The 21,702-nt window shown below is 74.9% G+C and carries 15 protein-coding genes; 11 read left to right on the top strand and 4 right to left on the bottom strand.

The annotated features are described in order from the left end of the window. The first annotated feature begins 44 nt into the window (after positions 1 to 44). The 9 genes from ALMP_RS29685 (at position 45) to ALMP_RS29645 (ending at position 15,132) form a co-directional block, all read left to right on the top strand. Positions 45 to 911 (top strand): LysR family transcriptional regulator, encoded by an 867-nt coding sequence (locus ALMP_RS29685; RefSeq protein ID WP_264933800.1) that lies wholly within the window; start codon positions 45 to 47, stop codon positions 909 to 911. 91 nt (positions 912 to 1,002) lie between these two features. Further along, positions 1,003 to 1,392: a cold-shock protein gene (locus tag ALMP_RS29680; protein WP_264933798.1), complete on the top strand. Its 390-nt coding sequence runs from the start codon at positions 1,003 to 1,005 to the stop codon at positions 1,390 to 1,392. Positions 1,393 to 1,413: 21 nt separating this feature from the next. After that, positions 1,414 to 1,644 (top strand): hypothetical protein, encoded by a 231-nt coding sequence (locus tag ALMP_RS29675; protein WP_264933796.1) that lies wholly within the window; start codon positions 1,414 to 1,416, stop codon positions 1,642 to 1,644. Between the two features lie 479 nt (positions 1,645 to 2,123). After that, complete coding sequence (locus tag ALMP_RS29670) at positions 2,124 to 2,978, top strand: DUF4132 domain-containing protein (RefSeq protein WP_264933794.1); 855 nt, start codon at positions 2,124 to 2,126, stop codon at positions 2,976 to 2,978. Further along, positions 2,975 to 7,987 carry a hypothetical protein gene (locus ALMP_RS29665; RefSeq protein ID WP_264933793.1) on the top strand — a complete coding sequence of 1,671 codons (5,013 nt, stop codon included), beginning with the start codon at positions 2,975 to 2,977 and terminating at the stop codon, positions 7,985 to 7,987. Before ALMP_RS29670 ends, ALMP_RS29665 begins: the two co-directional genes overlap by 4 nt. Before the next feature lie 35 nt (positions 7,988 to 8,022). Next, positions 8,023 to 9,201: an AAA family ATPase gene (locus ALMP_RS29660; protein WP_264934014.1), complete on the top strand. Its 1,179-nt coding sequence runs from the start codon at positions 8,023 to 8,025 to the stop codon at positions 9,199 to 9,201. Between the two features lie 5 nt (positions 9,202 to 9,206). Beyond that, positions 9,207 to 12,731, top strand: a complete 3,525-nt coding sequence (locus ALMP_RS29655; protein ID WP_264933791.1) for a DUF5682 family protein — start codon at positions 9,207 to 9,209, stop codon at positions 12,729 to 12,731. Further along, on the top strand, positions 12,728 to 14,509 hold the full coding sequence (locus tag ALMP_RS29650) for a hypothetical protein (protein WP_264933789.1): 1,782 nt from the start codon (positions 12,728 to 12,730) through the stop codon (positions 14,507 to 14,509). Before ALMP_RS29655 ends, ALMP_RS29650 begins: the two co-directional genes overlap by 4 nt. Before the next feature lie 71 nt (positions 14,510 to 14,580). After that, positions 14,581 to 15,132: a DinB family protein gene (locus ALMP_RS29645; RefSeq protein ID WP_264933787.1), complete on the top strand. Its 552-nt coding sequence runs from the start codon at positions 14,581 to 14,583 to the stop codon at positions 15,130 to 15,132. A 107-nt stretch (positions 15,133 to 15,239) separates the two neighbouring features. Here ALMP_RS29645 and ALMP_RS29640 read toward each other — a convergent pair whose 3' ends face one another. Continuing rightward, on the bottom strand, positions 15,240 to 16,640 hold the full coding sequence (locus ALMP_RS29640; protein WP_264934013.1) for a cytochrome P450: 1,401 nt from the start codon (positions 16,638 to 16,640) through the stop codon (positions 15,240 to 15,242). Positions 16,641 to 16,760: 120 nt separating this feature from the next. Next, the gene (locus tag ALMP_RS29635) at positions 16,761 to 17,189 is read right to left on the bottom strand and encodes a secondary thiamine-phosphate synthase enzyme YjbQ (protein ID WP_264933785.1); all 429 of its coding nucleotides are present in this window, start codon (positions 17,187 to 17,189) and stop codon (positions 16,761 to 16,763) included. An 82-nt stretch (positions 17,190 to 17,271) separates the two neighbouring features. Between ALMP_RS29635 and ALMP_RS29630 the strand changes: the two genes are divergently transcribed. After that, entirely contained in the window at positions 17,272 to 18,357 is a 1,086-nt protein-coding gene (locus ALMP_RS29630) for an NAD(P)-binding domain-containing protein (protein WP_264933783.1), read from the top strand. A gap of 12 nt (positions 18,358 to 18,369) precedes the next feature. On the opposite strand, the gene mltG is transcribed toward ALMP_RS29630, so the two are convergent. Both mltG and ALMP_RS29620 read right to left on the bottom strand, forming a co-directional pair. Beyond that, positions 18,370 to 19,233 (bottom strand): endolytic transglycosylase MltG, encoded by an 864-nt coding sequence (mltG, locus tag ALMP_RS29625; RefSeq protein ID WP_264933782.1) that lies wholly within the window; start codon positions 19,231 to 19,233, stop codon positions 18,370 to 18,372. Positions 19,234 to 19,286: 53 nt separating this feature from the next. Beyond that, a complete protein-coding gene (locus tag ALMP_RS29620) occupies positions 19,287 to 21,089 on the bottom strand; it encodes an ABC transporter ATP-binding protein (RefSeq protein WP_264933781.1) in 1,803 nt (600 codons plus the stop codon). Between the two features lie 112 nt (positions 21,090 to 21,201). On the opposite strand from ALMP_RS29620, the gene ALMP_RS29615 reads away from it, so the two are divergent. Further along, positions 21,202 to 21,651 (top strand): MarR family winged helix-turn-helix transcriptional regulator, encoded by a 450-nt coding sequence (locus ALMP_RS29615; RefSeq protein ID WP_264933779.1) that lies wholly within the window; start codon positions 21,202 to 21,204, stop codon positions 21,649 to 21,651. The last annotated feature ends 51 nt before the right edge of the window (positions 21,652 to 21,702 follow it).

The raw sequence follows: 21,702 nt of genomic DNA, 5'->3' as shown, positions 1-21,702 counted from the left end.
CGTTGCGCAAAATGCATGCCGGTCCCGATCCATACGATGGAGTCATGGATCTCGCCACGGGTGTGGAGCTGCGGCAGCTGCGGTGTCTCGTCGCGATCCTGGACGAGGGCGGTTTCACCGACGCCGCGGCCGTCCTCGGCGTCTCCCAGGCGGCCGTCTCCCGCACCCTCGCCTCCCTCGAACGGTCCCTGGGCGTACGGCTGTTGCGGCGCACCTCGCGGATGGTGACGCCGACCGCGGCGGGGCTGCGGGTCGCGGCGCACGCGCGGCGGGTGCTCGGCGAGGTGGACGCGCTGGTGCGGGAGGCCGCCTCGGGCCACACCCGGCTGCGGATCGGCTACGCGTGGTCCGCGCTCGGCCGCCACACCGTCGCCTTCCAGCGCCGGTGGGCGGCGCTGCGCCCGGAGACCGACCTCCAGCTGGTGCGGGTCAACTCGGCCAGCGCGGGGCTGGCGGACGGTGCCTGCGACATGGCGGTGGTGCGCCGGCCCCTGGAGGACCGGCGGTTCGACTCCGTCATCGTCGGGCTGGAGCGGCGTCTGTGCGCGCTGGCGGCGGACGATCCGCTGGCCCGGCGCCGCTCGGTGCGGCTCGCCGACCTCAGCGGGCGGACGTTGCTGGTCGACCGCCGGACCGGCACCACCACCCCCGAGCTGTGGCCGCCCGACGCGCGGCCGGCCGTGGAGGAGACCCACGACGTCGACGACTGGCTCACGGTGATCGCCACCGGCCGCGGCATCGGCGTGACCGCCGAGGCGACCGCCCACCAGTACCCGCGGCCCGGGATCGTCTACCGGCCGGTGCGCGACGCCGAGCCCGTCGCCGTCCGCCTGGTGTGGTGGCGCGACGACCCGCACCCGGCGGGGCAGGCGGTGCTGGAGCTGCTCACCGCGCTGTACCGTGCGCAGTGAGTCCCCCGGGAGTCGCTCGGGGGCCGTCGGGGTGACTACGATCGGTTCAGGTCCACCGACGTGGGTGTTTCGAGGTTGCTGGGGGTCTGGGATGGTTGCTGGTCGTGTGGTGCGCTTCGACAGCCAGCGGGGTTACGGGTTCATCGCGCCCGACGACGGCGGCGAGGACGTGTTCCTGCACGTGAACGACATGCTGATGCCCGAGTCGCAGGTGCGGCGGGGTGTCGTGGTGGAGTTCGAGATCGAGGACGGCGAGCGCGGCCCGAAGGCGTCGGGCGTGCGGCTCGCGCGGGGCGCGGACGGCAAGCCGCTGGCGGCCGACGACGACGTCCTGTGCGACGTGCTCAGCACCGAGGAGTTCACCCGGGACGTCACCGAGGCCCTGCTGACGGCGGTGCCCTCGCTGACCGCCGAGCAGATCCTCCAGGTGCGCTCGGGGCTCGCGCAGTTCGCGAAGAACCACGGCTGGGTCGAGGGCTGACGCGCCCGGTCGGGACGTGCGGTGTCTTCCGAAGGCGCCGGCGCGGCGGTCGACGCCGTCCGCAGGTACTCGTTCCGGACGACGGACGTGGACGAGGCGCGGGCGGCAGTCGACGCGACCTACTACGCGGGTTTCCTGGATCTGCTCGCCCCCGCCCGCTCGCTCGACGCCCGGTTCGACGTGGTGCGGCTCGGGCCACTGACCGTCGGCGACCTCAGCTGCGGCGCCCCGGTCGGGGCTGAACCGTCCTGAGACCTGACCGAACCGTCCTCAGACCTGACTGAGCAGCTCTCAGGTCCGGATGAGCCGGCCTCAGATCGGATTGAGCCGCCGCGCGGTCGGCGTGGCGCGGGTGTGCGCGAATCGGCCACGCTCGACGGATCGCCGCCGCCCGCGCGCCGCGGATAGGTTCGGCCCACCGTGTCCGTCACCCCGGCACGGGCCTCCACGGCGAGGCCGCTCCCCTTCCGCGTCGGTGGGCGGCCGGGCCGTTTCCGGTCAGGCCGTGAGGCCGCGCCGGAGCCTGGAGGCACGCGGGCCGCCCGTGGCCGGATCCCATCCCCGTGATCCTGCCGCGGGCGGCCTTCGCTCGCGTGCAGGCGCCGGCTTCGGGGCCCGTCTTGGGGCGCCGTCATGCCGGACGGCGGGTCAGGTGGCCCGCGCCGACGCCGTTGTCAGTGGCCTGTCCTAGAGTTCCCGTCACTTGATCACTGCGGGTGCGGGAGGCACACATGGGGTGGGTGTCGGCCGGCGACTACGAGGTCGCCCTCGACGACGGCAAGGTGGTGTGCCGCAACGCGGCCGGACGGCGGCTGAAATCCGTACCGCCGAAGATCGCCGACGACCCGGCCGTGGTGGGCCTGCGTCAGCTCGTCGAGTGGCTGGAAAGGCACGAACGGCAGTGCCTGGCCGACGTGGAGCGGTGGATGGTGCGGTCGCTGCCGGTGCCGTTCGAGGTCCTCGCGCGGGTGTGGCCCGACCCGTCCTGGCAGGGCGCCCTGCGCGACCTCGTCGTCACCGGGGCCGACGGCGAGGTGGCCGGATTCCTGCGGGACGCCGACCCCGAGCGCGGCCTCGGCCTCGTCGACCTCGACGGCGACACCGTCCGGATCACCCCGGACCTGGTCCGTCTCCCCCACCCCGTGCTGCTCGACGACCTGGAGGAGCTGCGGGAGTTCGCCGTGGAGCTGGGCGTGGAGCAGCGTGCCCAGCAGCTCTTCCGTGAGGTCTGGCACCGGCCCGCCGCGCTCGACGCCGAGGGCGCGTCCGTCGAGGAGTACGCGGGCGGTGTCTTCAAGCAGCAGCGGTTCCTGCACGGCAGGGCCGCCCAGCTCGGCTACCGGGTGCGCGCCGGCCACGCCGTGTGCTCGGTGCTGGAGGACGGCCGCGGTGTCGAGGCCCGGGTGTGGGTCGGCGACTACGAGGGCTACGAGGAGACGGAGACCGGCCCGCTGGTGTTCACCGACGCGGCCGGGCGGGCGCTGAAGCTCGGTCAGGTCGGGCCGGTGGCCTGGTCGGAGGGGATGCGCATGGCGGCCGCGCTGTACGCCGGGCGGGACATCGAGGACGAGGAGCAGGCGGCATGACGGCCACCACGACGTACGACGAGACCACGACTGTCGCGCTGCTCGAGGCCGGCGCGGTCCTGCCCCCGGGCACCACCGACCGGGAGGACGCCGATGTCCTCACCGTCCGCACGTACACGCATCCGGCGCTGGACGAGCGGAAGATCGTCCGGCTGGTGCCGGGCACGCTCGGCGAGGCCGAGGACCTGGCGCTGGACTTCCTCGGCCTGGGCCGGGAACGGGAGACCCCGCAGGTCGGGCAGGTACGCCGGGAGACGCTCGGTTTCCCCGCGTGGGCGCTGGTCAACGACCCGGCCAACGGTCACCACGCGCTGGCGCTGGTCAAGGACGTGGAGCGGCTGGCGCGGCAGGCCAAGTCCAAGCCCGGCGCCGCCAAGGAGGGCTTCGAGGCGCTCGGCACCCGGCTCGGCCGCGCGGTGCCGCACTTCCTGCCCACCTTCTACGAGCAGGCCGCGCGGGTCTTCCTCCAGCACGAGAACACCACGTACGCCTCCGCCTTCTTCGGCAAGGCCCGCGAGGCCGAGCGGGTGCACGCGCTGACCGTGGACGAGGAGCGGCAGCGTGCGGTGTTCCTGGAGTTCGCCTTCGCGGGGGCGCTGACCGTCAAGGCGCTCAAGGAACATGTGAGGGCGCTCGCCGGGCGGCTCAGCCCCGCCGACGCCTGGGCGCAGTTCCGGCAGCTGACGGTGGAGCGCTGCGCGGCCGGCATGCCGCCGTACGCGTCGCTGCCGCAGGACGCGCGCGGGCTGATCAAGGCCGCGGGCCTGGACCGGGTCACGGAGGAGTGCGCCCTCGCCGCCGATCTGCTCGCCTCGCCGGCGGCGGTGCGCGCTCCCGCCTCCTTCTGGAACGCCTACCGGGCGACCCTGTCGGTCCTGGTCGGACAGCGGCCGGAGGTACGGGCCCGGCTGCTGGAGATCATGCCGGCCGGTCTGGGCCGCTCGGTCGAGGACGACGAGTTCTGGCTGGCGCTGCTCGCCGAGACCGGGGCCGACCTGCTGCTGACCGGTGAGGCCGACGCGGGGGCGGACGTGGTCGACCCGGCGGACTGGCTGAGCCGGTGGGCGCTGCACCGCAAGCACGGCGGCTCGGGGTCCAGCCGTTCGCAGGCCACGCTCGCGCTCGTGGAGCGGATGGCGCCACGGCTGCGTGCCCAGGGCCGCCCGGTGGACCTTTTCACCGGCCGCTGGCACGCGGGGGCCGACCTGGACCTGCTCGACCTGTGCGTGGCGAAGGGCGTGCCGCTGAAGCTGCCCGACCGCGACACGCACGTCGCCCTGTTCCTGGACCGCTGGCTGCGCGAGACGCTGCCCGGGCGGCGGGATCTGACGGCCGTCGCGGCGGACGCCGACTGCCGGCGCCTGCTGTACGCCGCCGTCGGCGGTCTGCGCGGCAGCGTCGCGGCCGAGCTGCTGGAGGGCCTGGCGGGGCATCCCGTCCTCGCGGACGTGCTGCGCGAGTGGCTGGACGACGCGGCCGCCGAGCTGACCGCGGCGGTCGGGCTGCCCGCCGCCCGCACAGCCCTGGAGCGGATGCGTCCGTTCCGCGCGATCGCCCTGCGTGTGGCCCCCGACGCCGTCGCGAAGGCCGCCGCGCACGAGGTCGCGCCCCTGCTCGGCCGCACCCTGCGCGCCGGCATCCCGGACGAGCTGGGCTGGCCCGCCCTGGAGGAGGCGCTGCGGCGGCTCGACGCCGAGACCCGGCGCGACCGCGACGACACCCTGGTCGTCGAGGAGGCCTGGCCCGCGCTGATCCTCTCCCGGCGACACAAGGCGATCGTCGTCGGCCCCCAGGAGATTCTGCTGGAGCACGAGCTGCGGCTGCCCGACGAGCTGGACCGCTGGCGGCGTCCGTCGTTCCGTTACACGGACGGCGAGCTGCTGGTGATGTGGTGGCAGGACAACAAGCAGTGCGGCTACTGGTCGGCCCGCCCGTCCGAGGTGTTCGCGCTCGGCGGCGAGCAGATCCCCCGCTGGTACGGCGGCGGCGAGGCAGGCGATCCCTCGATCCCGCTGCCCGGCGGCGGACGCGCCACCGGCGGACGAGCCCTGCACGCGGGCGACACGGTCCTGCCGCCCGGCCGCCGCGTCCTCGGCGACGGCACCTCGTACTGGCGTCAGGGGCGGCAGGGGCGACAGCAGGTGTGGCTGGAGTACGACCCGGCCACCGGCACGCACGGGCGTGCCTCGCTGCCCGCGTTCCTGCGCACCGGCATCCAGGAGGGCGCGACCCTGCGGCAGGAGCACTGCGTGGTGCTGCCGCTCCAGCCCGGCCTGGAGGACAGCCCGTTCGGCACGGACGGCACGGTCCTGGGCCACTGGGTGCGCACCGAGGGCGAGGGCGCCGAGGCCCGTACGACCGCCGGCACGCCGGACGGCCGGACCGTCACCCTGCCGTCGCCGCACGGCAGGGCCCCGGGCGTGCTGCTCGGTGCCCTGCGGCTGCCGGGAGGCGCGGAGCCCCTCGCCGTCGCCCAGCACCGGCAGGTCGCCCTGTACTCCGGCACGGGCGAGCTGGGCCGGGTGACGACGCTGGAGCGGGGCGGCGAGTTCGCCGCCGGTACGCGGCTCGTCCCGCCGACCGCCTTCTGGCACGCGCTGCGCCCGCGCGACGAGGACGCCTCGGCGCTCCTGCGCGCGCTGAGCGACGAGCGGGCCGAGGAGCTGCTGCGGGCCGGAAGGGAGGCACTGGCGGAGCGGGCGAAGCAGGTGGCGGCGGCCGTGGGTGCCGCGGAGGCCGCCGGGAGCGGTGCCGCCACCGCCGCCGCTGCCGTGCCGAGCGCCGAGGAGTTCGTCCGCGAAGCGGTCCCCCGGGTGCTGCCCGGTCTCACCGAGCCGGGCGTGCTGACCGGTGTCGCCTCCCTCGTGCGCGCGGTGCTGCGGCTCGCGGAGTCGACGGCCTCCTTCGCCGCGCCTCCGGTGGAGCGGCCGTCGGCGGACCGGCGGCGCGCCGAGGGCATGTTCGCCGACTACAGCCCCGAACACGGCGACGACCAGACGGTGCGCGAGGCCGTGGACGGCTTCGCCCACCTGCACGGCTGGGCGGGCAGCGGTGCGCGGTACACGATCCTGCGCCAGATCCGCGCGGTGAACCACGTGCTGGGCGGCAAGCCCGCCGATGGCAAGCCGCTGTCCGCGAGCGCCCGGCTCACCCGGGCCGCCGGCGGATGGCACAGCGAGGACTTCACCGTCCCGGGCATCGGTCCGGTGTGGCCGTCCGTCCTGGACGTGCTGCGCCCGCTCGCCTACCGGGCCGCCTCCCCGACCGTCACCGACGCGCACCGGGAGGCGCTGCTCCTGCTGTGCGAGGCGGTCATGGACGGGCCGCTGGCCGCACCGGGGGCCGCGCTGCGCGAAGTGCTGCTCAGCGAGCCGCACGACAAGCAGGAGCGCGTCGGCCAGGTGCTGCGCCGGGAGGGCCGTACCGTCGTCGTCCTCGGCTGCCAGAACGTCGACCACCACACCGGGCGCGTGAACTGGCTGGCGCTGGACCACGATCCGGCCGGGGAGTTCGGCGCCGTCGCCCACTTCACGCTGGAGAGGGAGACCGCGCACCCGCCGGTGTTCCCCGCCGACGCGCTCGCCGCCGTGACCCGGCTGGTCCGGGACAAGGGCGCCGCGCCCTGGCGGACGGAGGCGCCCGAGGTGCTCGCCGCCGCCACCCGTGGCGGGACGGGCCCGCTCCAGGCGGCCCTGCTGCTCGCCGGCCGGCCGGAGCGGCTCACCGACGAGGTGATCGCCGCCACCGGGCTGAAGCCGCGGCAGAAGGAGGTCGGGGACGCCCTGCTGGCCTCGCTCGGCGCCGACGACCGGGCGGCGCTCGTCGGCGCGCTGCTGCCCGAGAACCCCGCGGACCTGTGGACGTCCGGTCCGGACACGGGCGCGGCGGGCCGGGTGTGGGAGGAGCGGCTCGGCGGCGTGGTCCGGCTGCCCGAGGACCTCCTCGGCAACCTCTGCCTGGGCACCACGCCCCTGGGCTCCGCCGAGGAGATCCTCAACCCGCGTCGCACCCCGTGGATCAGCCGCACCACGGTCCAGCGTCCCGACAAGGACGGCAACCTGGTCGCGGAGGACCCCCGCGCCCTGCCCGGACGGTACGGGATGGCGCATGCCGTCGGCGCGCTGGCCGGGCTCGCCTACTCCCTGCCGTACGGGCACCCGCTGCGCGACACGCTGCCCGAGAGCCTCGCCGCGGTGCGCCGCCGGCTCACCGACCCGGGGCTGCTGCTCGACCTCGACATCTCGTGGGCGGAGAAGGGCACGACCGCGGCCGGGCTGCGCAAGGCCTACGGGCTGCCCGCCACCGGAGGTGCCGACGCGGACGGCATGACCCGGCTGGGCGAGGCGCTGGTCCTGCGCCCCTGGTACCAGGACCAGGAAACCGTGCTGCTGCGCCCGGCCGGGCTCACGGGGCCGGACGACGCCGTGTTCGGGCTCGTCGAGGGACTGGTCGCGCCCGGCCGCGGCTTCGGACTGCGGGCGCTGCGGACGCTCCTCGGCGAGGACCTCGCCCGCGCGGTCGCCGCCGGCGCCGGCCCCGGCGCACCCGCCGGGCACGCCCAGGACCCGACCGTCAGCGCGCCGGAGCTGGTCGCCGAAGTCGCCCGGGAACACGGCATGGGCGAGGACGCGGCGGCGCTCTACCTCCAGTTGCTTGCCCTGCCCGACCCGACAGACCGCAACTGCGCCCGCTGGACCGGCTGGAAGCCGGCCCGGCTGAAGAAGGCGCGGACCGAGCTGGCGGCGACCGGCCTGGTCGTCGAGGCCAAGCGGCCGCGCGCCGGACGCACCCTCTTCCTGCCGTGCGGCTGGTACGACTTCAAGGCTCCCGCGCTGCCGGTGGAGGTCTGGAAGGAAGGCCTCTACCCGCTCCGCGACCACACCCGGGCCGTGCCGCCGGTGCCGGTGCCCGAGCTGTTCGCCCGCGCCTGGGACCGCGTCCGCGCGGGCGACACCCCGGCCTACGAGGAACTCACCACCCGCGCGACCCGCAAGGGCCGCCGCCGATGACCACCCTCCCGCCCGACCCGGAAGAACGCACACCGATGACCACCACCCTCGTCCCCGAACCGACCGGACCGGCCCGCCAGGTCGTCCCGCCCGAGGACCGGCACGCCGTCGAACTGGCCTTCCTCGCCGCCTACGACGACGGGCCGCGCCCGCCCGCCTGGCGGCTCACCCCGCGCGCGGTCGTCACGTTCGTGATGGGCAGCGACGGCCGGGCGCTGAAGCTGCCCGACGGCGCCGAGGTGCCCGACGGGGTGCCGCGCCGCCTCGTCGTGGAGGGCAAGTTCGTGGGCGACCGGGCGCTGGTCGAGCGGTGCGTGGTGACCCTCGCGGGCGAGCGCGGTCTGCTGCTCGTGGGCGAGCCGGGCACCGCCAAGTCCATGCTGTCGGAGCTGCTCTCCGCGGCCGTGTGCGGCACCAGCGGCCTGGTCGTGCAGGGCACCGCGGGCACCACCGAGGACCAGCTCAAGTACGGCTGGAACTACGCCCTGCTGCTGGCGCAGGGCCCCAGCCGACAGGCGCTGGTGCCGTCGCCGGTGCTGACCGCCATGCGCCGGGGCGCCATCGCCCGGGTCGAGGAGGTCACCCGCTGTCTGCCGGAGGTGCAGGACGCGCTGGTGTCGTTGCTCTCCGAGCGGCGCATCGCCGTGCCGGAACTGGCCGGCACCGACGACGCCCTGGCGCACGCCGCGCCCGGCTTCAACCTCATCGCCACCGCCAACCTGCGCGACAAGGGCGTCTCGGAGATGTCCGCGGCCCTCAAGCGCCGCTTCAACTTCGAGACGGTCGGCCCCATCCCGGACCTCGACGCGGAGACCGCGCTGGTGCGCGGCCAGGCGCGGGCGTCGGTCGAGCGGGCCGGGGCGCCGTTCCAGGTCGACGACGCCGTGCTGGAGGCCCTGGTGACCGCCTTCCGGGACCTGCGCGAGGGCCGGTCGGCGGAGGGCTGGGAGGTGGAGCGGCCGTCCACGGTGATGAGCACCGCGGAAGCGGTGTCCGTCGCGGGCGCGCTGGCCCTCGCGGCGGCGTACTTCCCGGGCGACCGGGACGTGCTCGGTCTGCTCCCGGGGCACCTGCTGGGCGTCGTGCGCAAGGACGACCCGGCCGACGCGGCCCGGCTGCGCGGCTACTGGGACGGTCCCGTGCGGCGCCGCGCGGAGCAGGGGTCCGCCACCTGGCGCACCCTGTGGGACCTGCGCACGGTCCTGGAGGGCTGACGACCGTGTCCCTCTCCCCTGCCGGTGTCTCCCCCGGTGTCCCGGAGGCACCCGAGGCGGCCCTCGCCGCCCTGACCGATCCCACGGCGCCGTACCTCATCGGCGTACGGCACCACGCGCCCTCCCTGGCGGCGGCCGTGCCGGCGCTGCTGGACGAGGCGAAGCCGGACGTGCTGCTCGTGGAGCTGCCGGCCGAGATGCAGGACTGGCTGCCCTGGCTCGGGCACGAGGAGACCCGGGCCCCGGTGGCGCTCGCCGCCGCGCCCGGGGACGGCGGCGGCGGTCAGGGGCCGGCGTTCTACCCGTTCGCCGACTTCTCGCCCGAGCTGGCCGCCGTGCGCTGGGCGGCCCGGCGGGGTGTGCCGATGGTCGCCTGCGATCTGCCGCTGGCGGACCGGGCGTGGGGCGAGGGGAGGCGGGCCGAGCCGGGGGGCGTGGGCGGTCCTGGCCTCACGACCGTGCTCCGGGCACGCCTGACGGGCCGGGCCGGGGACGACCTGTGGGACCGGCTCGTCGAGGCCACCGCGCCGGGGTCCCCGCCCGAGGCGCTGCGCCGGGCGGCGCTGCTCACCGGGTGGGCGCTGCGCGAGGACGCGGTCGTGTCGGGCCGGGTGCCCGAGCTGGACCTGCGGCGCGAGCGGTGGATGCGGGCCCGGACGGCCGAGGCCACCGCGCGAGGGCAGCGGGCGGCCGTCGTGGTCGGCGCCTTCCACGCGCCGGCGCTGGTGGGTCCCACCGTCGGCGACGAGGCGGAACCCGCCACGGACGGGACGGCTGCCACCTGGACGACCTCGCTGATCCCCTACACCTACGCCCTGCTCGACGAGCGCTCCGGTTATCCGGCGGGAATCCGGGACCCGGAGTGGCAGGACATGGTCCTGCGGGCGGCGGGCGACCCGGCCGCCCTGGAGGAGGCACTGACCCGGGCGGCCGTCGAGGTGTGCGCGCAGCTGCGGTCCCTCGGGCACCCGTCGGGGCCGGCCGACGCGCGGGAGATCAGCCGGCTCGCCTCGGACCTCGCCCGGCTGCGGGGGCTGCCCGCGGCGGGCCGGGGCGAGCTGGTGGAGGCCGTGCAGACGGTCCTCGCGCAGGGCGAGCCGTACGGGCGGGGGCGGGCCGTGGCGCGGGCGATGGAGCGGGTACTCGTCGGCACCCGCGCCGGGAGCCCGGCTCCCGGCGCGCCGCGCAGTGGGCTCGCTCCGGCGGTGGAGGCGCAGACCGCGGCGCTGGGGCTGCCCGGCCCGGAGGCGAGCGGCTCGGGCGCGTCCCGGGATCTGCGGCTGGACCCGCTGCGGTCCGACCTCGACCGGCGTCGTGAGCTGTTGCTGCGCCGGCTCACGGTGTGCGGGGTGCCGTACGCGGAGGAGAAGGAGGTCGTCGGCGCGGGCGGCGCGGAGGCGCTCACCTCGCGGTGGGAGGTGCGCTGGACGCCCGCCACGGCGGCCATGCTGACCGCGGCCGGCGTGCGCGGGGTCACCCCGGCGCAGGCGGCGGAGGGGACGCTGCGCGAACGTCGGCGGGCGGAGCGGGACGAGGGCGGGCCGACGGCCGCGCAGGCATTGGCGGGGCTCGCGCGGGCGGCGGAGTGCGGCCTGCCCGGGCTCGCGGACGAGCGGCTGGACGAGGTCGGCGAGGTCCTGCCGCCGGCCGGGACACTTCCCGAATTGCTGACCGGCCTCGCCCTGTTGGACCGGCTGCGGGCCGGTCATGTGCCGGGGCTGGGCGCCGACGAGCAGCGCACGGCCCGCGCGGCGGCCGTGGCCGAGCTGCTCACGGCGGCCGCGGTGCGGCAGGTGGACGGGCTGACCGGGTCGGAGGATCCCGCCGACGCCCAGGCCCTGCTGGAACTCGCCCACCGGGCGGATCTGCTGGGCGGGATCCGGCTCACCGACGCGCTGGCCCGGCTGGCCGCCGACGGCTCGCCGCTGATGCGCGGCGCCGCGGGGGCCGTCCGGGTGCTGCTCGGGCAGGAGGAGGCGCGGGTCTTCGGTGCCCGGGTGGCCTCCTGGGTCGACGGGGCCGCCGATCCCGACTCGCGCGCGGAGCTGACCGCCCGGCTCTGCGGGCTGCTGACCGCCGCGGGCCCGCTGCTGGAGGCGGCGCCGCCCGCGCTGGAGCCCCTGCTCGACCGGGTCGCGGAGCTGCCCGACCGGGAGTTCCTCGACCGGCTTCCCGCACTGCGGGGCGGCTTCGACACGCTGAGCCCAGCGGCCCGCGACCGGCTCCTCGCGGCCGTCGAGGAACGCCTCGACACGTCGTACGTCGCCGACACCGGCGGGGTCGACCCGGCCGCGCTCGCCGCCTGGACCGCGGCGGACCTCGCCGCCCGCGCCACCCTGCGGTCACTGGGTCTGCTGCCCGCGCCGGGCGGTTGCGGGACGGGCGTCACCGAGGAGAGCGCCGCCCCCGGATCCGCCGCGGGTCACCTGCTGGCCCCGGCCGACCGCTGGCGCCTCGTGCTGGGCCGTCGCAGGGATCGACTGGCCTCCTCCGCCGCCCCGTTGGCGACCGCGCTGGACGAGCTGTACGGCAGCGGGCGCGGGGAGGGCAGCCGGGGCGACATGGCGGGCGGCTCGGGCGGCGGCCGGGAGCCGGCCTATCCCGGGGTGCGGGAGTGGTCGCAGGAACTGGCCGCGCTGTTCGGTCCGGGCATCCGGGAGGAGGTGCTGGCGGCGGCCGCCGCGTCGGGCCGCAAGGACGTCCTCGCCGAGCTGGACGCGGACAGTGTGCGGCCGTCGGTCGACCTGCTGCGCACGGTGCTGCGGCACGCGGGCGGGCTGCCCGAGTCCCGGCTGGCGGCGCTGCGCCCGCTGGTGCGGCGGCTGGTGGACGCGCTGGCCCGGCAGCTCGCCACCCGGCTGCGTCCCGCCCTGCACGGCACGACCGTGCCGCGTCCCAGCCGCCGCCCCGGAGGGGGACTCGACCTGCCCCGCACACTGCGGGCCAACCTGGCGACCGCCCGCGTCGGCCCGGACGGCACGGTCCAGGTGATCCCCGAGCGGCCGGTGTTCCGTACCCGTGCGCGGCGGGCCGCCGACTGGCGGCTGATCCTGGTCACGGACGTGTCGGGGTCGATGGAGGCGTCCACGGTCTGGGCGGCGCTGACCGCCTCCGTGCTGGCCGGGGTGCCGACGCTGTCCACGCACTTCCTGGCGTTCTCCACGAAGGTCATCGACCTCACGGGGCATGTCGAGGACCCGCTGTCGCTGCTGCTGGAGGTCAGCGTGGGCGGCGGCACTCACATCGCGGCGGGGTTGCGGCACGCGCGGGAGCTGGTGACCGTGCCGTCGCGCACGCTCGTCGTGGTCGTCAGCGACTTCGAGGAGGGCTATCCGCTCGGCGGGCTCCTCGCGGAGGTCCGCGCGCTGGTCGGGGCGGGCTGCCATGTCCTGGGCTGCGCGAGCCTCGACGACACCGGACGGCCCCGCTACTCCACGGGGGTCGCGGGTCAGCTCGTCGCCGCGGGCATGCCCGTCGCCGCCCTCAGTCCGCTCGAACTCGCCCGCTGGGTAGGGGAGAAGATCGCATGAGCCCGGAGCTGCCTCCGGTCGCCCCGTCGGTGACCGCCGAACTCGTCGAGGCGCTCTCGCCCCGGCTGCGCAAGCGGCTGGACGCGGGGATCGCGAAACTCGCGGCGCGTCCGGCGGTCCGCGACGGCGACACCGTACGGATCGCCGTCGACGACGACACCGACCTCCATCTGCACGCCCCGGACGGCACGGTGACCAGCACCGACGCCATCCGCTGCGGGTGTCTGCTGGCCCCCGACTGTCTGCACCGCGCGGCGGCGGCCTCGGCCGCGCCGGTCGCCGACGACCCGCCCGCCGCCCCCGCCGCCGACCCGACCGGCGCCGGGGAAGGGGCGACGGCCGAACCGGAAGGGACGCAAGGAGCCGAAGAGGCGGAGGCGGAGACCGCCGACGCCGCACAACGCGCCGCCGCCCGTGTGGTGTTCGACGCTGCGGCGGCCGTGCTCGAGGCGGGCACGGCCGGAGCCGGGGCCGTGCTCCAGGCGGAGCTGCTGCGCGCCGCGCACACCGCGCGCCTGGCCGGCCTGCACCGGGCGTCCGGCGCGGCGGTCTCCGTGGTCACCGGGGTGCGCGCGGCCCGCTCCGCCGACCCCGGGTACCGTCTCGCCGACCTCACCGGCGCCTTCCGTGAGGTCCTGGGCGTCGCCCACCGCCTGCCGGGCGCCGCCGGAGCGGAGCTCGCCGGGTTGCGCGGCACGGCACGGCAGCCGTACCGCCCGGACGGTTCCCTGCGCCTGTACGGGCTGTTCTCCGAGCCCGTGCTCACGGCGACCGGGTACGCGGGAGCGGTCACCTGGACCGCCGACGCCGACGGCCGCCTCTACACGGTCTCGGACGTGGCACCGGGGGGACCGGGCCGGGCGACCGGCGCCGCCGACCGGGCCGTGCGGATGGGCGACACCTCCCTGAGCCATCGTGAACTGTCGCGGGCGGGCCTCGCGGTGGCCGGCGCCACCGTCTCCCCCACGGGCCGCCTCGGCGCGGGAGCGGGGGTGCGGGCGGTCCGCGCGTCCGGCTCCTCCTGGTACGAGGAGCCGTCGGCCCGGCTGTGGGCGGTGCCCGTGGCCGAACAGGTGGCACGTGCCCTGAACGGCGGTCATGACCTGCTGTTCCTCGAGGTCACTCTCACCGGCACGGTCCGGGAGGCGACGGGGGACTGTCTGCTCGTCGACTGCGCTGGTCTGCCGCTGCGGCTGGCCGCGGCCCACGACCACCCGGCCCTCCCCCACCGGGACAATCTGCGCCTCCTCGCCGGTGCCCGGGGCAGCCGGCTGCGGATCGTCGCGCGTCTCGCACCCGGGCCGCTGCCCCGCGCGCTGCTGCTCGCCACCGAGCACCCCACCGATCCGTCCGCCCGGGTGGACCTCGGCCTGGACCGCCTCCAGCGCGCCGACCTGCCCGCCGGGACGGCTCCCCGGCCCGCCGCGGTCGCGTCCGTGGTGGACGAGGCACCGCTGCACCTGCTGCGTCGCCGGGTCCAGCAGACGGTGTCGGGGGGCCGCCGGGTGCTGGCCCTCCCGGGCGGCGGGCCGGGTGACAGCGCCCGGCTGCGGCGCCTCGCCCTCGCCACGGCGGGCGATCTTCTCGACGAGTTGCACGCCGCCGCCGCGGACCGGGCGCGGGACGCCTTCGGCCGGCTGCTCCCCGCGGACACCGACCGCTTCGCCCGCGCCTGGCTGGCGGCGGCCGTGTACACGGCTGAGGTGGAGCGGGGGCTGTGCGCGGCGGCGTGGGGAGGGGTGCCTGCCGAAATCACCTCTCCACAGTCGGCTCTTTAGGTCAGGATCTGACCTCTATGGTCCCTAACGTGGTGTTCACCGACGGAACGACTCCACGGAAGAAGGCCACCATGACCGAGTCCACCACCCTCGACGGGACCGCCGCGCAGACCCTCACCGGCGAGCGCGCCGACCTGCTGGACGAGCTGGCCAACGCCCGGCACTTCCTGCGGTTCACCACCCGGGACCTCACCGACGAGGAGGCCGGGCGGCGCACCACCGCCAGCGCGCTGTGCCTCGGCGGTCTGATCAAGCACGTCACCTCGGTCGAGCGGAACTGGGTGGCCTTCATCCTGGAGGGCCCGTCGGCGATGGGCGACTTCGACCGGATGACCGAGGAGGACTGGGCGCGCCGGACCGACGAGTTCCGGATGCTGCCGGGTGAGACGCTGGCGGGCGTGCTGGAGGAGTACGCCGAGGTGGCTCGCCGTACCGACGAACTGGTCGCCACGCTGCCCAGCCTGGACGCGGACCACCCGCTGCCGACGGCTCCGTGGTTCGAGGCGGGCGGACGGTGGTCGGCCCGCCGGGTGCTGTTGCACATCGTCGCCGAGACCGCGCAGCACGCCGGTCACGCCGACATCATCCGCGAGTCCCTGGACGGCGCGAAGAGCATGGGCTGAGCAGCGGTCGGGGGACTCGGGCACGGCCTGCGAGAGCCGCCCGCCGACTCCCGTCCGTACGGGAGCCGGCGGGCGGTGCGGCCCGGCCGAAGGGCGCGCGCGTCCGGTCAGCGGCCGGCGCGGATCAGGCCGGTCAGGTAGCGCCACAGCGACGAGCGTTGCCGGGTGGACGGGTCCGGCACCACCGGCTGCTCCGCTTCCGGTGCCGGATCGGCCTCCGCCGGCCGTTCGGGCACCGATGCCAGTTCGTAGCGCACGGGCAGTGAGCGCAGGCCCCGCATGAACGGCGAGGAACGCCAGGGCAGTTGGTCGGCGGGCAGAGCGAGTTCCAGCCGGGAGAACCGCTCGAACAGGCGCCCCACGCCGACCGCCGCGACCGTCGAGGCGAGTTCCCGGGCCGGGCACTGGCGGCGCCCCGCGCCCCAGGACAGATGGGCCCGGGTGCTGATCGTCGTGCCCGATTCCATGTGGGCGGCGAAGAGCGGGTCGGCGTGCGCCGCGGCGGAGGACACCCAGACCGGATCGCCCTCGCGGATCGTGTAGTTGCCGAGCGGGGTGTCCCTCGCCGCGAACCGCGGCACGAAGTTCACCAGCGGCGGCTTGCGCATGACCACCCGGTTCATGGTCTCCCTGACCATCCCGGCGGAGAGGCTGGCGCGCGCGGCGCCCTCACCGGAGACGACCTCGACCACGGTGTTGGACATGAGGATGCCGACGTGGTCGGAGGTCATGCCCAGCAGCATGAACAGTTCACGGGCCAGCTCGTCGAGCGAGAGGTCCGGATGCGCGGCCAGGAGGTAGGAGGGGAAGTCGTCCCCTGGCTTCTCCAGCTTCATCGCCGCCAGTTCGGCCAGTGTCGCCAGCAGCCTGTCCAGGGCGGCATCCGCGTCCGGGACCGCGTCCAGCACCCGCCACATGTCCATCAGCGCGTCGTCGCCCTGCGATCCGGGGAACCCGAGCAGATGGCTCGCCACCATCAGCGGCAGTGGCCGGGAGAACTGGGCGGACAGGTCCGCCACGCCGGTGCCGCCGCCCTGCCCCACCAGGGTGATCAGTTCGTCGGCGTAGGCGGTGACGGCCGCCTTCAGCCGCTTCGCCTGCGGGTTGCGCGGGTCCTGGAACGGCTTGAGGGCCGCGTCCCACGCCGTCCGCAACGGCCGGTATCCGGGGCCGCCCTGGATCAGTACGTGGTTGACCTCCAGGGACGGCCCGAGCGGCCAGTCGGCGGGCACTCGGCCCTCGGAGCGGGCCCGCCAGTTCTCCAGCCCCTTCGGCCAGCCGTCGTCGTCCTGGAGCACCTCGAGCGCCTCGCGGTAGCCGAGAACCAGCCACGCGGGCACGCCCAGCAGGTCGACCGGCGCCACCGGGCCGTGCTGCTGCCTCAACTTCTCGTAGACGACGGCCGGATGTCGTTCGTAGTCCCGGGTCAGCAGCGGTTGCGGGGCCAAGGCCTCCAACCGGGTGCCGTCCTGGCTCACGGATCCACCTTCGCCCACCCGGGATTCCACCGCCTTGTCCCCATCCGACACTCTGCGCACCGGCTCACCCTCAGCCGGTGACCGAAACGGTGGGGACCTTACCTCAGGGGTGTCGACAGCCGAACGACAGGTCGCCTCTCGCCGGTGAAATCAGGAACCCGCCAGGAACGTCACACGCACCTTCCGCTCGGGGTTGTCCTTGTTGGTGTCCACCAGGCACACCGACTGCCAGGTCCCCAGCTCCAGCCGGCCGGCGACGACTGGCAGGGTGGCGTGGGGCGGGACGAACGCCGGCAGGACGTGGTCGCGGCCGTGGCCCGGGCTGCCGTGGCGGTGCTGCCAGCGGTCGTCGGCGGGGAGAAGGGTGTGCAGGGCGGCCAGGAGGTCGTCGTCACTGCCCGCGCCGGTCTCGATGATCGCGATACCGGCCGTGGCGTGCGGGACGAAGACGTTCAGCAGGCCGTCGCGGCCGGCGGCCGCCTCCCGCAGGAAGGCCTCGCAGTCCCCGGTGAGGTCGACGACCCTTTCCCGGGAGCCGGAGGCGATGTGCAGAACTCGGGTGGTGAACGCATCGGACATGCCCTCATCCTGACCCATGGCCCGGATTCCACACCCGGACCCGCGCGGGAAGATCCCCACCTCCAGCGCTGTTGGTAGAAGCGTGAACGACATACGTGAGGTCGAGGTGGTCGTCATAGGCGCCGGTCAGGCGGGTCTGGCCGGCGCCTATCACCTGCGGCGGACCGGGTTCGAGCCGGAGCGGGACTTCGTGGTGCTCGACCACTCCCCCGGCCCGGGCGGCGCCTGGCAGTTCCGGTGGCCCTCGCTGACGTACGGCAAGGTGCACGGGATGCACGCCCTGCCCGGGATGGAGCTGACCGGGGCGGATCCGGCCCGGCCGTCGTCCGAGGTCGTCGCCGAGTACTTCGCCGCCTACGAACACGCCTTCGACCTGCGAGTACGGAGGCCGGTCGACGTGCGGGCCGTACGCGAGGGCACCGACGGGCGACTGCTCGTCGAGACCTCGGACGGGACGTGGGCGGCGCGGGCCCTGATCAACGCCACCGGCACCTGGGACCGGCCGTTCTGGCCGCGCTACCCCGACCAGGAGACCTTCCGCGGCCGGCAACTGCACACCGCCCGGTACCCGGGGCCCGAGGCGTTCGCCGGGCAGCGGGTGGTCGTGGTGGGCGGCGGCGCGTCCGGCACCCAGCATCTGCTGGAGCTCGCCCCGTACGCGGCGGCCACCACCTGGGTGACGCGGCGCCCGCCGGTCTTCCGCGAGGGCCCCTTCGACGAGGGGGCGGGCCGCGCGGCCGTCGCGCTCGTGGAGGAGCGCGTTCGGCAGGGGCTGCCACCGAAGAGCGTCGTCTCCGTGACCGGGCTGCCGCTGAACGACGCGATTCGGCAGGGCCTCATGGACGGAGTGCTGGACCGCCTGCCGATGTTCGACCGGATCACCCCGGACGGCGTGGAGTGGCAGGACGGCCGGCAGGTGGCCGCCGACGTCATCCTGTGGGCCACGGGCTTCCGCGCGGCCATCGACCACCTCGCGCCGCTGCGGCTGCGCGAGCCGGGCGGCGGGATCCGCGTCGAGGGCACGCGCGCGGTCGCCGACCCCCGCGTCCACCTCGTCGGCTACGGCCCCTCGGCGAGCACGATCGGGGCCAACCGGGCCGGTCGCGCGGCCGTCCGGGACATCAGAGGGCTGCTCGCCGAGGCGTCCCCGGAGCCGGTCGCCGCCTGACGTCCCGTCGGGTCACCGGGGAGCCGGCGAGGCGGCCCGCGCGATCCGCTGGTTCCGGTGGAACTCGGCGACGTTGCGCCGGTGTTCCGCGAAGCCGGCCGTGAAGCGGGTGTCGCCCGGCTTGACGGTGACGAAGTACAGCCAGTCGCCCGGCGCCGGATCGATCGCGGCACGCATCGCCTCCTCGCCCGGGTTGCCGATCGGCGTCGGGGTCAGACCCATCCGCTGGTACGAGTTGTAGGGGCTGTCGATCCGGGTGTCCCGCACGGTCGTCCTCAGCGTGGAGCGGTTCAGCGCGTAGTTGATGGTGGAGTCCATCTGCAAGGGCATGCCGCGCTCCAGGCGGTTGAAGACGACCCGCGCGACCTTGCCCATGTCGGCCCGGGAGTCGGCCTCGGCCTGGACGATGCTGGCGATCGTGACGGCCTGGTAGACGTTCATCGCGTTGCGCTGCGCGCCGGCGGCGATCGGTGCGCGGTTGAACTTCTCGTTCGCCGTGTCGACCATGGACGTCAGCAGCGTCTGGGGCGTCGCCTTCTCGTCCAGGGGATACGTGGCCGGGAAGAGGTAGCCCTCCGGGTTGCCCTCGGCGTCGCTCGGCAGCTTCAGGCCGGCCTGGGGCAGCGCCTTCCTGGTGGTGCCGGCGGGGAGGGCGAGGGCCTTGTCGACGGCCGCGTAGACCTGCGCGGCGCGCCAGCCCTCCGGAATCACCAGGGAGTTCGGCTTCTTCTCCGTGTGGCTGTCCGGGCTCAGCAGCGGCACCGCCACGACGGCGGCGGCCACGGCGGCTCCGGTCACGATGAGGGCGAGACGGCCTCGGCTCGTCAGTCGCGCCGTGTTCCGCATCGTCTTCCGTGGCGGACGGTTCATCTGCATGCAGGCACGGTAACCCGCATATCACCGTGAATCCGTCATAACCGGGCATATTTTCATCTTGTCGGCTCCAGTCGGGTGTCCCGCCGCACCAGGGCCGCGTACCGGCCGTCCCGCGCCAACAGCTCCTCGTGCGTGCCCCGTTCGGCCGGCCGGCCGTCGTCGAGCACCACGATCTGGTCGGCACTCCGAATGGTGGACAGCCGGTGGGCGATGGTGAGGGTGGTGCGGTTGGCGGAGAGCGCGTCGATCGCTTCCTGCACGGCGTGCTCGGTGCGGGTGTCCAGGGCGCTGGTCGCCTCGTCGAGGATGAGCACCGGCGGGTCGCGCAGGATGGTGCGGGCGATGGCCAGGCGCTGCTTCTCGCCGCCGGAGAAGCGGTGGCCGCGCTCACCGACGACCGTGTCGTAGCCGTCGGGCAGGGCGGCGATGTAGTCGTGGATCTGGGCCGCCCGCGCCGCCGCGTACAGCTCCTCGTCAGTGGCGTCCGGCTTGGCGAAGCGCAGGTTCTCGGCGACGGAGGCGTGGAAGAGGTACGTCTCCTGCGAGACGACGCCGACCGCGCGCGCGAGGGTGTCGAAGTCGAGATCGCGGACGTCGACTCCGTCGAGGGTGACCCGGCCGCCCGTCACGTCGTACAGCCGGGGCACCAGGTAGCCCAGGGTGGACTTGCCCGCGCCGGTAGGGCCGACGATCGCGAGGCTGCCGCCCGCCGGGACGGTGACGTCGACGCCGTCGAGGACGGGCCCGCCCTTGTCGTCGTAGCGGAAGGAGACGTCCTCGAAGCGGACCTCGCCCTTGACCTCGGCGAGGTGGACGGGGTCGGCGCGTTCGGTAATGTCGACGGGCAGGTCGAGGTATTCGAAGATGCGCTGGAAGAGCGCGAGCGACGTCTGGATCTGCACGCCGGTCGACAGCAGGCTCACGGCCGGACGGAACAGGCCCTGCTGGAGCGAGACGAAGGCGACGATCGTGCCGAGGGAGACGTCCGGGCCGCCGAGCTGGAGCGCCATGCCCGCGCTCCAGTAGATGAACGCCGGCATGGCGGACATGACGATCCCGATGACGGCCATGCGCCAGCGGCCGGCCATGTTCGACCGCACCTCGAGGTCGACCAGGCGCTCGGACTCGTCGGCGAAGGAGCGGGTGAGGGAGTCGGCGCGGCCCATGGTGCGACCGAGGAGGATGCCGCCGACCGACAGGGACTCGGTGACGGTGGCGGCCATCGCGGCCATCTGTTTCTGACGCTGGGTGGTGATCTTCCGGCGTTCGTTGCCGACGCGGCGGCTGATCCACACGAAGACCGGCAGCAGGAGCAGCGAGACGACGGTCAGGCGCCAGTCGAGCGCGACCATCGCGACGATCGTGGCGACGACGCTGGTGAAGTTGGAGACCAGGGAGGTGGCGGTGGACGTGACGGTCGCCTGCATGCCGCCGATGTCGTTGGCGATGCGGGACTGCACCTCGCCGGTACGCGTGCGCGTGAAGAACGCGAGCGACATGCGCTGGAGACGGCCGTAGACGGCGGTGCGCAGGTCGTGCATGACGCGCTGGCCGACCGTGGTGGAGATCAGGGTCTGGAGGACGCCGAAGACGCCGGCGAGCACGGCACTGAGGATCATGCCGAGGGCGAGCAGGCTCAGCAGGCCGGTGCGGCCCTGCGGAATGGCGACGTCCAGCGTCTCCTTGAGCAGGAACGGCGTGGCGACCGAGACCAGCGAGGAGGCGGCGACCAGCAGGCCGACCACCGCCAGGCGCCCTCGGTAGGGGCGGAAGAGCTTGAGGATGCGGCGCACCTGCCGGGGCTGTTCCGCGGCGTCGGCGGGCGGGGTCCAGGGTTCTGGTGTGTCGGGGTGCATGGGCTCCTGCGTGAGGTCGGGTACGGGATGTGGGGTGAAGCGTAGGGCTCTGTGGAGCGTAGCTCATTGTTACCTATACTCACAATGAACATGATCCTGATATTGTTCCCGCATGACCACCCCCGATCCCGACGGCGTGCTCGCCGAGCAGCTGATGCGCTTCACCCGCCGGGTCCACCGCATCCAGAAGCGCCATCTGGAGCTGTCCGACCTGGGCGTCACCCCGGCCCAGGCCCGCCTGCTGCGCACGCTCGCCCACTTCGGGGCACCGCCCCGGATGGCGGATCTCGCCGAGCGCCTGGAGGTCGTGCCGCGCGCGGTGACCACGCTGGTCGACGGGCTGGAGGGGAGCGGCAAGGTGCGGCGGGCGCCGGATCCGACCAACCGCCGGGTGATCCGCATAGAGCTGACCGACGAGGGCCACGAGACGCTGCGCGAGCTGCGCCGGGCGCGTCAGTCGGCCGTGCGGGAGATCCTGGCCCCGCTGACGGACGTGGAGCGGGCGGTGCTCGGAGAACTGCTGGACACACTGATCGACGGGACATCCGCGGGGCGCTGCTGAGCCCAGGGCCGGAACATCGGCGGGCCGTCCGCCGAAACCCCGACGGGCCGT

It is taken from the genome of Streptomyces sp. A012304, from assembly GCF_026008495.1.
In the GTDB taxonomy this organism is placed as follows: domain Bacteria; phylum Actinomycetota; class Actinomycetes; order Streptomycetales; family Streptomycetaceae; genus Streptomyces.
This window is presented reverse-complemented; position numbering and strand designations above follow the sequence as displayed.